Origin of the sequence: Streptomyces sp. NPDC049541 (genome assembly GCF_044465725.1) — a bacterium.
Taxonomy (GTDB): Bacteria; Actinomycetota; Actinomycetes; order Streptomycetales; family Streptomycetaceae; genus Streptomyces.
Genome location: NZ_JBITLY010000001.1, coordinates 1507745 through 1521450, shown reverse-complemented (window position 1 = coordinate 1521450; position 13706 = coordinate 1507745). Strand labels below are relative to the sequence as shown.

Below are 13706 nucleotides of genomic sequence, written 5' to 3'. Positions count from 1 at the left end.
GAGTCGCTGGTCGGTCAGTCGCTGGTCGGTCAGTCGCTGGTCGGTCAGTCGCTGGTCGGTCAGTCGCTGGTCGGTCAGTCGCTGGTCGGTCAGTCGCTGGTCGGTCAGTCGTTGGTGACGAGCACCTTGAGTGCCGTGCGCTCGTCCATCGCCTTGTAGCCGTCGGGGACGCCCTCCAGACCGACCGTCAGATCGAAGACCGGTGAGGCGTCGACGGTGCCGTCCAGGACGTCGGGCAGCAGCTCCGGGATGTAGGCGCGGACCGGTGCGACACCGCCGCGCAGTGCGATGTTCCGGTCGAACATGACGCCGAGGTCGAGGCCGGTGCCGCTGCCGTGCGGCACGCCGACGAAGCCGATCGCACCGCCGTCGCGGGTGATGTCGACCGCCGTACGCATGGACTGTTCGGTCCCCACGGCCTCGACGACGGCGTGTGCGCCCTGGCCGCGGGTGAGTTCGCGCACGGCCTCGACGGCCGCTTCGCCGCGTTCGGCGACGACCTCGGTGGCGCCGAAGCGGCGCGCGATGTCGGTGCGGACCTGGTGGCGGCCGAGGGCGATGATCCGCTCCGCGCCGAGCCGCCTGGCGGCGAGCACCGCGCACAGGCCGACGGCTCCGTCACCGACGACGGCGACCGTGGCTCCCGGGCGGGCGCCCGCGCCGAGGGCCGCGTGGTGGCCGGTGCCGAGGACGTCGGAGAGGGTCAGCAGGGCGGAGAGCAGGTGGTCGTCGGAGGCAGCGTCCTTGGGGAGTTGGACGAGGGTGCCGTCGGCGAACGGCACGCGCACCGCCTCGCCCTGGCCGCCGTCGTACCCCACGGAGCCCCAGAAGCCGCCGTGCTCGCAGGAGGTGGTGAGGCCCTCGCGGCAGTAGTCGCAGACACCGTCGGACCACATGAAGGGCGCGACGACGAGGTCACCCCGCCGGACGGACGAGACCTCGCCGCCGGTCTCCTCCACGACGCCGAGGAACTCGTGCCCGATGCGCTGCCCCGGCTGCCGGGCCGCCTCGCCGCGGTACGCCCACAGGTCGCTGCCGCAGATGCAGGCGCGCAGCACCCGCACCACGGCGTCGGTGGGCAGCTGCACCACGGGCTCGGGCACGTCCTCCACGCGCATGTCGTACGGGGCGTGGATGGTGGTGGCGCGCATGGCGGGGGTCCTTCTCGTGCGGTGTCAGGGTGCGCTCGGGGGGTGGTCGGGCGCACTTCACGGTACGCCGCCGCGGACACCCGCCGCTCGCCGAGGGCGGCGCCGACCAGCGGGAATCGGGCCTGCTAGACCCCGGCCGCCCCCAGCAGCGTCCCGGCCGCGTAGGTGACGCCCATGGCCAGCGCTCCGCCCGCGACGTTGCGCAGCACGGCCGGCCCGGGCCGGGCGCCGCCGAGGCGTGCGCTGGTCCAGCCGGTGAGGACGAGGGCGGCCAGCACGGAGACCACGGTGACCGGGAGCCGCCAGGGAACGGGCGGCAGGACGATCGCCAGCAGCGGCAGCAGCGCGCCGACGGTGAACGCGAGGAAGCTCGCCCACGCCGCGTGCCAGGGGTTGGTCAGCTCGTCGGGGTCGATGCCGAGCTCCACGCGCGCGTGCGCCCTGAGTGCGTCCCGTTCGGTCAGCTGCTCGGCGGCCTCCCTGGCGACCTCGTGGGACATGCCCCGCTCCTGCAGCAGCCCGGTGAGTTCCTCCAGCTCGGCCTCGGGCTGTTCGCGCAGCTCCCGCCGTTCCAGGGCGAGTGCGGCCATCTCCGAGTCCCGCTGGGTGGAGACCGACACGTACTCCCCGGCAGCCATCGACATCGATCCGGCGAGCAGACCCGCGAGGCCGGCGGTGAGCAGGGCCGAGCGGTGGTCCGTCGCGCCGGCCACACCGACCACCAGGCCCGCCGTGGACACGATGCCGTCGTTCGCGCCGAGCACGGCCGCGCGCAGCCAGTTCAGCCGCTCACCCAGTGCGCCCCCGTGGGCCTCGCCGGCGTGCGTTGGTTCCGTCACACCGGGAGGATCCCACCGCGGGGGTCACCACAACCGTACCGACGCTCCCTGGGCGAACGCCGGGCCGGTCGCGTCCGCCGGCGGTTCGGTGAGCGGCTCGGCCAGTTCCGCCACACGGGGGCATGTTGTCGACGCCGATCTCGTAACGCTGGGCCATTTCACGGCGCTTGGTGTCGGTCGCGCAGATGAGGACCTGGCGGTCCAGGTACTCGTGCGGCGGCCGCTTCACCTCCTGGAACGGCGAGGGCTTCCTGCCGCCGTGCGCGCCCAGGAAGAGGCGGCGCCTGAAGGTCCATCACGCACGCCCCCGGGGAGGCGCGTCGAGGATCTGCCACGAATCGTCGTCACGCTGGTGGATGTACGGCAGCAGGGCCTGGGCGCTGACTCCCACGCCGTGGGCACAGACATTCGCGCCATTCGCGGCACTCGAACAGACCGGCGGGGAAGGCCACCTGACGGACAGGACTGTCAGTGCCGGGCCGTATCCTCAGGGACCATGCTCGAAGACCTTCCGACCGCAGTGTCCTCCCCCACGGCGTGGCCGGCCGCGTATCCGCAGGGATACGCGGTCGTTGACGTGGAGACCACCGGCCTGGCCCGGGACGACCGGATAATCTCCGCGGCTGTCTACCGGCTGGACGCGCGCGGCGAGGTCGAGGACCACTGGTACACGATGGTCAACCCGGAGCGGGACCCGGGGCCGGTGTGGATCCACGGTCTGACGAGCGAGGCGCTCGAGGGCGCGCCCCTTTTCCAGGACATCGCCGAGGAGTTCGCGACCCGGCTCGAGGGCCGGGTGCTCGTCGCACACAACGCGGTCTTCGACTGGCAGATGATCGCGCGGGAGTACGCGCGTGCGCAGCGCGAGGCGCCGGTGCGGCAGCGGCTGTGCACCATCGCGCTCTCCAAGGAGCTCGGGCTGCCGCTGCCCAACCACAAGCTGGAGTCGCTGGCAGCCCACTTCGGCGTCGTACAGCAGCGCGCGCACCACGCGCTGGACGACGCGCGGGTGCTGGCGGAGGCGTTCCGCCCGAGCCTCGCGGCCGCGGCGGCCGGTGGTGTACGGCTGCCGCTGCACGAGTGCCGGCCGCTGACGGAGTGGGCGGACCGGCCGGCCCCGCACATCGGACAGCAGGGCAGCGGCTACGGCAGCTATCGGCCGAGCAGTTGGCGCCCCTCCCGTAAAAGGCCCGCATGCCCGTATCCCAACCCAGGGCGTTATGAAGACGGCAAACCGCTCAAACAGGGCATGCGGATCGCCTTCTCCGGGGACACCTCCGTCGAGCGGGAGCTGCTGGAGGACCGCGCGGTCGAGGCGGGGCTGCATGTCGCGACGAGCCTGTCCCGGCTGACCAGCCTGCTCGTCACCAACGACCCGGACTCGGGTACGTCGAAGGTGGTCAAGGCCCGGCAGTACGGGACGCCGGTGGTGGACGAGGCGGCCTTCGGGCAGCTGCTCAGGGATGTGGAGCCCGCCGACGGATGACCCGTACGGACGGGTGATTGCCGTGCGACTCGCCCGCCGCCCGCTCGCCCGCGCAGCGGCGACGGCTCACCCTGTGGCGCATGGCGACCTGTGAAGTATGTGGCAATGACTACGGAATGACCTTCGAGGTGCATGCGCAGGGAGCGGTGCACGTCTTCGACTGCTTCTCCTGTGCGATCCACCGCATGGCACCGGTGTGCGAGCACTGTCGTGTCCAGATCATCGGGCAGGGGGTCGAGGTCGACGGTCAGTGGTTCTGCGGAGCGCACTGCGCCCGCGAGGAGGGCAAGGTGGGCATCGTCGACAAGGTGTGACCCGCCACCCGGCCTCATGCACCCCGCGACCGAGTTGTACGGTCGTGGGGTGTACCGCTTCCTGTTGTCCCGGCAGTGGGTGATTCTCACCCTGATCGCCCTCCTCCTGATCCCCACGATGATCAGGCTGGGCATCTGGCAGAAGCACCGCTACGAGATGCGCACCGCCCGCAACGACCTGGTCTCCGCGGCACTGCACGCCAAGCCGGTCCCCGTGGAGCAGCTCACCTCCCCCGGACACGCGGTCACCAGTGCCGACAAGTACCGCACCGTCACCGCGACGGGCACCTTCGACACCGCCCGCGAGGAAGTCGTCAGGCGCCGCACCAACGCCGACGACGAGGTCGGCTTCCATGTCCTGACCCCGTTCGTCCTGACGGACGGCAAGGTGGTGCTGGTCAACCGCGGCTGGATCCCGGCGAACGGGGCGCAGACCACCTTCCCGAAGATCCCCGCACCGCCCGCCGGCAAGGTCACCATCCAGGGGCGGCTGAAGGCCGACGAGACGACCGCGGCGAGCGGCATCAAGGAGATCAAGGGGCTGCCGGACCGGCAGGTCATGCTGATCAACAGCGAGGAGCAGGCCCGGCGGCTCGGGGCCACGGTCCTCGGCGGTTACATCGAGCAGACGGCACCGGAGGCGAAGGGCGGCAGTCCCGAGCAGATCTCCGACCCCGGCAGTGAGGACGCCCCGCTGAACTACGCGTACATGATCCAGTGGTGGCTGTTCGCCGCCGGTGTACCGGTGGGCTGGTGGGTGCTGGTTCGGCGCGAGCGCCGGGACCGGGAGGAAGCGGCCGCCAAGGAGCAGTCGGAGGAAGCGGAACCCGCAGCGGTGTAGCCGGCCGCCGGTCACTCCCCCGGCCCCACCCCGGATTGCCCCGCGGCCCTTGCGGGAACCCGCACCTCCGTGCACCCCCGTATCGAGGACTACGCCCTCATCGGCGACGAACAGACCGCGGCCCTGGTCGGCCGGGACGGCTCCGTCGACTGGCTGTGCCTGCCCCGCTTCGACTCGCCGGCCTGCTTCGCCAAGCTGCTCGGCGACAAGGAGAACGGCCACTGGCGCATCGCGCCCAAGGGCGCCGGCCACTGCACCCGCCGTGCCTACCGCCCCGACACCCTCGTCCTGGACACCGAGTGGGAGACCGACGAGGGCGCGGTGCGCGTCACCGACCTGATGCCCCAGCGCGACCGCGCCCCCGACCTCGTACGCATCGTCGAGGGCCTGCACGGCGAGGTGACCGTGCGCAGCACGCTGCGGCTGCGCTTCGACTACGGCTCGATCGTGCCGTGGATGCGCAGATCCGACAGCCGGCGGGTGGCGATCGCCGGCCCGGACTCGGTGTGGCTGCGCACCGAACCCGCGGTGCACACCTGGGGCGAGGACTACGGCACGCACTCGGAGTTCACCGTCAAGAAGGGGGAGAAGGTCGCGTTCGTGCTCACCTGGCACCCCTCGCACCATCCGCGTCCGCCCCGGATCGACCCGTACAAGGCGCTGCACTCCAGCGTGAAGGACTGGCAGAAGTGGTCCGCCGCATGCCGCTACGACGGTCCCCACCGCGATGCCGTGATGCGCTCCCTGATCACTCTCAAGGCCCTCACCTACGCGCCGACCGGCGGCATCGTCGCCGCCCCCACCACCTCCCTGCCGGAGGAGCTCGGCGGGGTGCGCAACTGGGACTACCGCTACTGCTGGCTGCGCGACTCCACCCTCACCCTCGGCGCGCTCCTGGCCTGCGGCTACCACGAGGAGGCCGAGGCGTGGCGGGACTGGCTGCTGCGCGCGGTCGCGGGCGACCCGGCCGACCTGCAGATCATGTACGGCCTGGCGGGCGAGCGGCGGCTGCCCGAGTTCGAGCTGCCGTGGCTGTCGGGCTTCGCGGACTCGACGCCCGTACGGATCGGCAACGGGGCCGTGACCCAGTTGCAGTTGGACGTGTACGGCGAAGTGCTGGACTCGCTGTGGCTGGCCCGGAAGGCGGGCCTGTCCGTCAAACCGCACATGTGGGCGATCCAGGCCTCCCTGATGGACTGGCTGCACGCCGAGTGGCGGCAGCCCGACGAGGGGCTGTGGGAGGTGCGCGGCGGCCGGCGCCACTTCGTCCACTCCAAGATCATGGTGTGGGTGGCCGCCGACCGTGCCGTGCGCACGCTGGAGGAGAACCCGAAGCTGCGCGGCGACCTGGACGGCTGGCGCGCACTGCGCGACGAGGTGCACCGCGAGGTGTGCGAGAAGGGCTTCGACGCCGAGCGGAACACGTTCACCCAGTCCTACGGCTCCCGCGAACTCGACGCCGCGCTGCTGCTCATCCCGCGCGTGGGATTCCTGCCCCCGGACGACCCGCGGGTGGCCGGCACCATCGACGCGATCCGCCGGGAACTGGACCACGGCGGCTTCCTGCGCCGCTACAGCACCGACGAGACGACGGTCGACGGGCTGCCCGGCGACGAGGGCACGTTCCTGGTGTGCTCGTTCTGGCTCGCGGACGCCCTGCACATGACGGGCCGCACGAAGGAGGCACGGGAGCTGTTCGAACGGCTGGTGGGGCTCACCAACGACGTGGGTCTGCTCTCCGAGGAGTACGACCCCGTCGACGACCGCCAGCTCGGCAACTTCCCGCAGGCCTTCAGCCACGTCGGCCTGGTGAACACCGCCCTCGCCCTGTTCGGGGACGACGAGGCAGGATAGGGGCCATGGATCTTGGACTGAAGGACCGGGTGTATGTCGTCACCGGGGCCACGCGGGGCCTCGGCAACGCCGCCGCGCGTGAGCTCGTCGCGGACGGCGCGAAGGTGGTCGTCACGGGGCGGGACGAGGCGCGTGCGCGCGCCGCGGCGGAGAAGCTGGGGCCGAACGCTGTCGGGCTGGCCGTCGACAACGCCGATCCGGAGGCACCGGCGCGGCTGATCGCGGCGGCGCGTGAGCGGTTCGGGGGGTTCGACGGGATTCTCGTGAGTGTGGGTGGGCCGGCGCCGGGGTTCGTCGCCGACAACACGGACGAGCAGTGGCGGGCGGCCTTCGACTCGGTGTTCCTGGGAGCGGTACGGCTCGCTCGCGCGGCGGCCGGTGAGTTGGAGGCCGGGGGTGTCATCGGGTTCGTGCTGTCCGGGTCGGTGCATGAGCCGATTCCGGGACTGACGATTTCCAACGGGCTTCGCCCGGGACTCGCCGGGTTCGCCAAGTCGCTCGCCGACGAGCTCGGTCCGCGCGGAATTCGCGTCGTGGGTCTGCTGCCGTCACGTATCGACACGGACCGCGTGCGCGAGCTGGACGGGCTGTCCGCGGACCCCGAGGCGACACGGGCCGCCAACGAATCCCGTATTCCGCTGCGGCGTTATGGCACCCCGGAGGAGTTCGGGCGGACGGCTGCCTTCCTGTTGTCCCCGGCGGCTTCCTATCTGACGGGAATCATGGTCCCGGTCGACGGCGGAATGCGGCACGGATTCTGAAAGCCCGCCGAAAGCAGCGCAAAGAGGTCAACTCACCCTTTCCGCGCGGTGTTTGACGCCTTTCATCCGCACCTCTGCGGGAAATGCGGCGAGACCCGCGGAATTGCGTGCGTGCGTCAGGGCCCGGGTCGTGAGGTCGTGCAGGGCCGTTCCCGGGTCCACGTGCGGTTCCAGGTGGAGTCGCACGCGTGCCTCGGGGGCGGTGCGGCGACCGGTCAACTGGACGTGGGCATGCGCCACGCCCTCCAGCGCGCCCGCCTCGCTCGCCAGTACGCCCTCCAGGGCCCGGCCCCGCAGCAGTGCGCCCTCGCCGTCGCCGGTGTCCACCAGGACCTCGGTGAGGCGGCGCCGGCGCAGGACCGCGGTCAGCCACCACAGGGCGAGCAGCACCAGGACGGCCAGTGCCGCGATGACGGTCGGCCACCACCAGCCGGAGCCCTGCCAGCGGGTGCGTTCGGCATCGCTGAGCAGGACGTCGTGCCGGCCGTGGTGGATCCACCAGGACGGGGGCGGAGCGCCCAGCCCGACGGCCAGGACCGAACCGCCGACCACGAGCAGGACGAGTCCGACGATCCCGATCAGCACCCGGTTGACGATCCTGGGCACCGCCCTCACCCCTTCCGTCCGGGACGCCGTACGTGCACGGACAGCGCGGGCGGGTGGGTGAGCCCCAGGCCGCTGATCGCCTCGTCGAGCGTGGCGATCAGGTCGGCGCGTACGTCGCCCAGTTCGCGGAAGTGCGAGAGGGCGTACACATCGGCGCGGGTGCGGCGCATCCGGACCCGTACGGACTGGACGCCGGCGACCTCCATGGCGCGGTCGCGCAGCACGAAGGCGGCCGCCTCGCGGTGCAGTCCGGCGCGGACGTCGACGTGGGTGCGCCGCATCGGCAGGACCCCGCGCAGGCCGGGCGTGAGCGCCAGCACGAGCAGCCAGAGGCCGAGGGCGGCGGCGACCCCGGCGCCGACGAGCACCCAGGTGTCGTCGAGGTGGCGCTCTGCGAGCTGACGGGCGAGTTCGCGCCGCCAGGCCATCGCGGGCCGGTGCGCCCGTACGGCCGCGATGTCGTACAGGAACAGGCCCGCGACCGACAGGACCAGCAACGACACGATGCCCGCGGGGACGCGGCGCGCCGACCAGAAGCGGCCCTGGTCGCCGTCGCGGCCGGACGGCGGGGGCCCGTAGGCCGGTTCGTCGGCGGGTGCCTTCTCGATGACCGGCAGTCGTTGTGTGGTGCCCTCGGAGCCCTGGGGCTCGCTCATCGCGTCCTCCCCTGTGCCACGCCGTGCGCCGGGGTCAGATGCAGCCGCTCCACGTGGACGGCGACCTCCGGCACCTCCATGCCCACCAACGCGCCTACCCGCGAAGCGACATGTCGACGCACATCCGCGCAGCGGGCGCCGATGTCGCAGGGATAGTCGAGTTCGATGTGGACGCGCACGTGTGCGGCTTCATGGTGGACGACGACGGTGGCGTGCGCGGGTGAGCTGTCCTCGGTCTGGTCACTGAGGCTCTCCCTGGCCGCCTGGGAGGCGATCTTCGCGACCACCCGGTCGGCGATCCTGGTGGCCCCGCGCTCGCCGGGCGCGACGGCGGCCGGGGGTCTGCGCAGCTCACCGACACCGCCGCTCACCGTGCTCACCGCCGACGGTCGTCACGCGTACGGAAGAAGTCGCCGATCTCCAGATCCCCCTCCAGGAACCGGCCGACGACGAACCCGATGGCGCCCAGGGCGGCCACCAGCACGAAGGCGCCGAAACCGCCGAAGTATCCGGCGAAGCCCAGCGCCATTCCGGCGATCATGCCGACCACGGCCCTGCTCATCGTGCGCTCCCCTCAGCGGTGCGGTTGTCCGGTCGTCGGCAGGTCATTGAAGCCGGGTCTCCGGCTCCTCGTCCTCTTCCTCCGGCAGCTTCACATCGCTCACCGCGATGTTGACCTCGACGACCTCCAGGCCCGCCATCCGCTCCACCGCTGCGATGACGTTCTCCCGCACGGCGTGGGCGACGTCGGAGATCGAGACGCCGTACTCGACCACGATCTCCAGGTCGAGCGCCGTCTGCACCTCGCCGACCTCGACCTTCACGCCCCGCGTCACGGACTTCGACCCTCCGGGCACCCGGTCGCGCACGGCTCCGAAGGTGCGGCTGAGCCCGCTGCCCAGGGCGTGTACGCCGACCACGTCCCGGGCGGCCAGCCCGGCGATCTTCTCCACGACCCCGTCGGCGATCGTCGTCCGCCCCCGGGTGGCGGGGTCTCCTCCGCCGCGCCGCGTCGGCTGCGCCTTGCGCATCGTCGGGGGGTCCGTCACCTCGCTCGTCCCTTGCGGGTTCCTCGTCCGGCCCTGCTCCGTCATATCGGTCATCGCCGCACGTCCCTTTCGGTTCGTCGTCCTACCACCACGGTAAGCGGGGTTCCGCCGCCGCGCGCCGGGGATGCGGCAGGCTGGAGGAATGACGACGGAACAGTGGGCGCACGCAGTGCGGCATCAGTTGGGCCTCGGCAGACTCCTGCCGCTGGGCGGACCTCACGACGGCGCGTGGATCTCGGAGGAGGCGGCCGAGGCGGTGCTCCGGCGCGCGACCCGGGAACTGCGCGGGGTACGGCTGGACGCGCTCCGCATCGCGCTCGCCGCCCCGGACACCGCCGACGACCCCGCCGTACCGCCGCCGCCGAGCGCCCTTCCGCCCGGACCGCTGCGTGTGACGGCGGACTTCGCCACGACGGCGTCCGAGCCACTGCCGACGACGGCGGCCCTGGTGCGTACGACGTTGGAAGCCGCGGCGACAGAACTCCTCGGCCTGGCGGTGGCCGAGGTCGACCTGCGGGTGACGGCCCTGCTGGACGAGGACCCGGAACCCGCCCCGGTACGAGCACCGGCACCGCCGCCCGCCGCGGAGCCCGACGACGCGGACGAACTGCGCGCGGCGACCGCCGCCCTGATGGTCCCGGGCGTCACCCGTCTGACGGGCGGCCTGGGCCGGGCAGCGGTGCACATCACGGCCCTCCATGAGGAGGGCGCACTCCCGCACCGCCACGCGCGCGTGGAACTAGCGGTGAGCGCGAACCACCGGGCATCGGACGTGGCCCGGCAGGTCCGCACAGCGGTCACCGCCTCGCTACCGGATCACCCGACGGTGGCGGTGCTGGTAACTGCGGTCAGCTGACGCGCCCCAAAGGGGCGCGGGGCTGTGTCAATGTGCGGCTCCGCCGCGCGGGCGCGACCAGCCACAACGGCGCCGCAGACAAATACCGCACCACCGCCGGAGGCTCACTCACCGAGCCCGGCAAGATCCCGCAGCCGCCGAGCCTGAGCGGCCCGCTCGGCGGCACGCTGCTCATCGAAGGACCGCCCCTGGGCCCCACGGATCAGCGCCTTGGTCTCGATCACGGCATCCCGCGGCGCAGCCAGAATCGCCGACGCCAGATCCCTCACCGCCCCGTCGAGCTGGTCGCCCGGCACCGCGAGGTTGGCGAGACCCGTGCTGACGGCCTCCTCGGCCAGGACGGCGCGCCCGGTCGCACAGATCTCCAGCGCGCGGGCATAGCCGACCAGTCCCACCAGCGGATGCGTCCCCGTCAGGTCCGGCACCAGCCCGAGGCTGGTCTCGCGCATGGCGAACTGCACGTCGTCGGCGACGACGCGCAGGTCACAGGCGAGTGCGAGCTGGAAGCCCGCGCCGATGGCGTGGCCCTGGACGGCGGCGATGGACACGAGGTCGCTCCGCCGCCACCAGGTGAAACCGGCCTGGAACTCGGCGATGCTCGCGTCGAGTTCACCGTCGCTGCTGCGCGCGAGGTCGATGAACGTCGGCTCGCCCTCGATTCCCTCGGGCGTGAACATCTGCCGGTCGAGCCCGGCCGAGAAGGACTGCCCCTCGGCGCGCAGCACGACGACGCGGACGGAGCCCGGCAGGACCCGCCCGGCCTCGGCGAGCGCACGCCACATCGCGGGGCTCTGCGCGTTGCGCTTGGCCGGGTTGGTCAGCGTCACCGTGGCGATCGCGTCGTCGACGGTGAGCCGTACGCCGTCCTTGTCGAGTACCGGACCGAGGTCCTGGGCGGGCGAAGCCATGGAGTGCCTCCGATGAGTGCGGTCAGCAGAGCAAGCTAAAGCGCAAAGCTAAGTGACTGCACAGTAACCACCCGGCCGATCTGCCGACCGACCGGGTGGCCACCATCGAAGCCGATGGGCCGCCCGGGATCAGGACGAGGCGGCCTTCTTGCCCCGCGTCGCCCCGCCACGCCCACGGAGCGTGACGCCCGACTCACTGAGCATCCGGTGTACGAAGCCATACGAGCGGCCGGTTTCCTCGGCCAGCGCCCGAATGCTCGCACCGGAGTCGTACTTCTTCTTCAGGTCTGCCGCGAGCTTGTCGCGCGCGGCGCCGGTTACCCGGCTGCCCTTCTTCAGAGTCTCGGCCACCCGTGCCTCCTCATGGGAAGTGCGCTCTGGTCCCCTCATGATCACCCCTCCGGGCTTTCATGGCCACCCATTCGGCAAGGTCCGTGAGACAGGGTTTTGACGACAGGAGCGCATCCCCACAAGCGGAATCCGTAATTCCTCCCGGCTGCGTTCGTACCGCCGAACGGGTTCTTTTATGAAGTGCCAGGTCAGGGACGTACGGCGGCCGAGCCCTTGTCGATAAAGGGCTCGGCCGTGAAATGGATGTAGGACACACCTCGGTACGAGGAGATCTCACACAGATGATGGATCACGGATCGGCCGAATGATCCATACGCTGTGGATCACGCCTTCGATCAAGCTGCGCTGACGATCCACCGCGCTCAGGCGAGGGCGACCAGATCCGCGTAGTCCGCGCCCCACAGGTCCTCGACGCCGTCCGGCAGCAGGATGATCCGCTCGGGCTGCAGCGCCTCGACGGCGCCCTCGTCGTGGGTGACCAGGACGACCGCGCCCTTGTAGGTGCGCAGGGCGCCGAGGATCTCCTCGCGGCTGGCGGGGTCGAGGTTGTTGGTCGGCTCGTCGAGCAGCAGGACGTTCGCGGAGGAGACGACCAGGGTCGCGAGGGCCAGGCGGGTCTTCTCGCCGCCGGACAGCACGCCGGCCGGCTTGTCGACGTCGTCGCCGGAGAACAGGAACGAGCCGAGCACCTTGCGGACCTCGACGAGGTCCAGGTCGGGGGCGGAGGAGCGCATGTTCTCCAGGACCGAGCGCTCCGGGTCGAGGGTCTCGTGCTCCTGCGCGTAGTAGCCGAGCTTGAGTCCGTGGCCCTGGACCACCTCGCCGGTGTCGGGCTTCTCGACGCCGCCGAGCAGGCGCAGCAGGGTCGTCTTGCCGGCGCCGTTGAGGCCGAGGATGACGACGCGGGAGCCCTTGTCGATGGCCAGGTCGACGTCGGTGAAGATCTCCAGCGAGCCGTACGACTTGGACAGTCCCTCTGCGGTGAGCGGCGTCTTGCCGCACGGCGCGGGCTCGGGGAAGCGCAGCTTGGCGACCTTGTCGCTCTGGCGCACCGCCTCCAGGCCGGAGAGCAGCTTGTCCGCGCGCCGGGCCATGTTCTGCGCGGCGACCGTCTTGGTGGCCTTGGCGCGCATCTTGTCGGCCTGCGAATGCAGGGCGGCGGCCTTCTTCTCGGCGTTGGCCCGCTCGCGCTTGCGGCGCTTCTCGTCGGCCTCGCGCTGCTGCTGGTAGAGCTTCCAGCCCATGTTGTAGATGTCGATCTGGGCGCGGTTGGCGTCCAGGTAGAACACCTTGTTGACGACCGTCTCGACCAGGTCGACGTCGTGGGAGATCACGATGAAGCCGCCGCGGTAGGTCTTCAGGTAGTCGCGCAGCCAGACGATCGAGTCGGCGTCGAGGTGGTTCGTCGGCTCGTCGAGCAGCAGGGTGTCCGCGTCGGAGAACAGGATGCGGGCCAGTTCGATACGGCGGCGCTGACCGCCGGAGAGCGTGTGCAGCGGCTGGCCGAGCACCCGGTCGGGCAGGTTCAGCGCGGCGGCGATGGTGGCGGCCTCGGCCTCGGCGGCGTACCCGCCCTTGGTGAGGAACTCCGTCTCCTGGCGCTCGTACTGCTTGAGGGCCTTCTCGCGGGTCGCGCCCTGGCCGTTCGCGATGCGCTGCTCGTTCTCGCGCATCTTGCGGATGAGTACGTCGAGACCTCGCGCCGAGAGGATGCGGTCGCGGGCGAGGATGTCGAGGTCTCCGGTGCGGGGGTCCTGCGGGAGGTAGCCGACCTCTCCGGAGCGGGTCACCGTGCCGCCGGCCGGGATGCCCTCGCCGGCCAGGACCTTGGTGAGGGTGGTCTTGCCGGCGCCGTTGCGGCCGACCAGGCCGATGCGGTCGCCCTTGGCGATACGGAAGGAGGCGGACTCGATGAGGACGCGGGCACCGGCGCGCAGCTCGATACCGGAGGCGGAGATCACGGACAGGCTCCTGGGCAGAAAGGGTTGACGGGTGGGCGGCTGAGGCGTTCCCGCCGTCTAATGCGCGAGGAGA

16 protein-coding genes and 2 pseudogenes are annotated in these 13706 nt (G+C 71.4%); 6 read left to right on the top strand and 12 right to left on the bottom strand.

What is annotated here, in order from left to right; genetic code table 11:
• Window positions 1–104: 104 nt before the first annotated feature.
• The 4 genes and pseudogenes from ACIBW9_RS07005 to ACIBW9_RS06990 form a co-directional block, all read right to left on the bottom strand.
• Window positions 105–1151, bottom strand: coding sequence for a zinc-dependent alcohol dehydrogenase family protein (locus ACIBW9_RS07005; RefSeq protein ID WP_398951946.1), 1047 nt, complete (start codon window positions 1149–1151; stop codon window positions 105–107).
• A 125-nt stretch (window positions 1152–1276) separates the two neighbouring features.
• Window positions 1277–1990, bottom strand: a complete 714-nt coding sequence (locus tag ACIBW9_RS07000) for a VIT family protein (protein ID WP_398951944.1) — start codon at window positions 1988–1990, stop codon at window positions 1277–1279.
• Between the two features lie 121 nt (window positions 1991–2111).
• A pseudogene (locus ACIBW9_RS06995) lies at window positions 2112–2279 on the bottom strand (amidohydrolase); the annotation flags it as partial.
• A gap of 6 nt (window positions 2280–2285) precedes the next feature.
• Window positions 2286–2375: pseudogene (locus ACIBW9_RS06990) on the bottom strand (acetoacetate decarboxylase); the annotation flags it as partial.
• Window positions 2376–2486: 111 nt separating this feature from the next.
• Between ACIBW9_RS06990 and ACIBW9_RS06985 the strand changes: the two are divergent.
• The 5 genes from ACIBW9_RS06985 to ACIBW9_RS06965 all read left to right on the top strand — a co-directional run bounded on the left by ACIBW9_RS06985 (window position 2487) and on the right by ACIBW9_RS06965 (window position 7246).
• Window positions 2487–3476, top strand: coding sequence for a DEDDh family exonuclease (locus ACIBW9_RS06985; protein ID WP_398951942.1), 990 nt, complete (start codon window positions 2487–2489; stop codon window positions 3474–3476).
• Window positions 3477–3556: 80 nt separating this feature from the next.
• Entirely contained in the window at window positions 3557–3790 is a 234-nt protein-coding gene (locus tag ACIBW9_RS06980; protein WP_099934050.1) for a hypothetical protein, read from the top strand.
• A gap of 49 nt (window positions 3791–3839) precedes the next feature.
• The gene (locus ACIBW9_RS06975) at window positions 3840–4631 is read left to right on the top strand and encodes an SURF1 family protein (protein ID WP_398951940.1); all 792 of its coding nucleotides are present in this window, start codon (window positions 3840–3842) and stop codon (window positions 4629–4631) included.
• A 69-nt stretch (window positions 4632–4700) separates the two neighbouring features.
• Complete coding sequence (locus tag ACIBW9_RS06970) at window positions 4701–6485, top strand: glycoside hydrolase family 15 protein (RefSeq protein WP_398951938.1); 1785 nt, start codon at window positions 4701–4703, stop codon at window positions 6483–6485.
• A gap of 5 nt (window positions 6486–6490) precedes the next feature.
• Window positions 6491–7246, top strand: coding sequence for an SDR family oxidoreductase (locus tag ACIBW9_RS06965; protein ID WP_398951936.1), 756 nt, complete (start codon window positions 6491–6493; stop codon window positions 7244–7246).
• A 27-nt stretch (window positions 7247–7273) separates the two neighbouring features.
• Here the strand turns inward: ACIBW9_RS06965 and amaP are convergent, their stop codons facing one another.
• From amaP to ACIBW9_RS06940, 5 genes are read right to left on the bottom strand one after another with little or no spacing between them, the layout of a single operon-like run.
• Window positions 7274–7852, bottom strand: coding sequence for an alkaline shock response membrane anchor protein AmaP (amaP, locus tag ACIBW9_RS06960; RefSeq protein ID WP_398951934.1), 579 nt, complete (start codon window positions 7850–7852; stop codon window positions 7274–7276).
• 5 nt (window positions 7853–7857) lie between these two features.
• The gene (locus tag ACIBW9_RS06955) at window positions 7858–8508 is read right to left on the bottom strand and encodes a DUF6286 domain-containing protein (protein ID WP_398951932.1); all 651 of its coding nucleotides are present in this window, start codon (window positions 8506–8508) and stop codon (window positions 7858–7860) included.
• Window positions 8505–8888 carry an Asp23/Gls24 family envelope stress response protein gene (locus ACIBW9_RS06950; RefSeq protein WP_398951930.1) on the bottom strand — a complete coding sequence of 128 codons (384 nt, stop codon included), beginning with the start codon at window positions 8886–8888 and terminating at the stop codon, window positions 8505–8507. The genes ACIBW9_RS06955 and ACIBW9_RS06950 overlap by 4 nt, the downstream gene beginning before the upstream one ends.
• Window positions 8885–9070: a hypothetical protein gene (locus ACIBW9_RS06945; protein WP_099927891.1), complete on the bottom strand. Its 186-nt coding sequence runs from the start codon at window positions 9068–9070 to the stop codon at window positions 8885–8887. Before ACIBW9_RS06945 ends, ACIBW9_RS06950 begins: the two co-directional genes overlap by 4 nt.
• Before the next feature lie 43 nt (window positions 9071–9113).
• Entirely contained in the window at window positions 9114–9611 is a 498-nt protein-coding gene (locus ACIBW9_RS06940) for an Asp23/Gls24 family envelope stress response protein (protein ID WP_115908935.1), read from the bottom strand.
• An 88-nt stretch (window positions 9612–9699) separates the two neighbouring features.
• Here ACIBW9_RS06940 and ACIBW9_RS06935 point away from each other — a divergent pair, with 88 nt between their 5' ends.
• A complete protein-coding gene (locus ACIBW9_RS06935) occupies window positions 9700–10413 on the top strand; it encodes a nucleopolyhedrovirus P10 family protein (protein WP_398951927.1) in 714 nt (237 codons plus the stop codon).
• Window positions 10414–10517: 104 nt separating this feature from the next.
• Here the strand turns inward: ACIBW9_RS06935 and ACIBW9_RS06930 are convergent, their stop codons facing one another.
• The 3 genes from ACIBW9_RS06930 to abc-f all read right to left on the bottom strand — a co-directional run bounded on the left by ACIBW9_RS06930 (window position 10518) and on the right by abc-f (window position 13633).
• Entirely contained in the window at window positions 10518–11321 is an 804-nt protein-coding gene (locus ACIBW9_RS06930) for an enoyl-CoA hydratase/isomerase family protein (protein WP_398951925.1), read from the bottom strand.
• A gap of 129 nt (window positions 11322–11450) precedes the next feature.
• Window positions 11451–11672: a helix-turn-helix domain-containing protein gene (locus tag ACIBW9_RS06925; protein WP_004002281.1), complete on the bottom strand. Its 222-nt coding sequence runs from the start codon at window positions 11670–11672 to the stop codon at window positions 11451–11453.
• Between the two features lie 362 nt (window positions 11673–12034).
• On the bottom strand, window positions 12035–13633 hold the full coding sequence (gene abc-f / locus ACIBW9_RS06920) for a ribosomal protection-like ABC-F family protein (protein WP_398951922.1): 1599 nt from the start codon (window positions 13631–13633) through the stop codon (window positions 12035–12037).
• Window positions 13634–13706 lie beyond the last annotated feature (73 nt).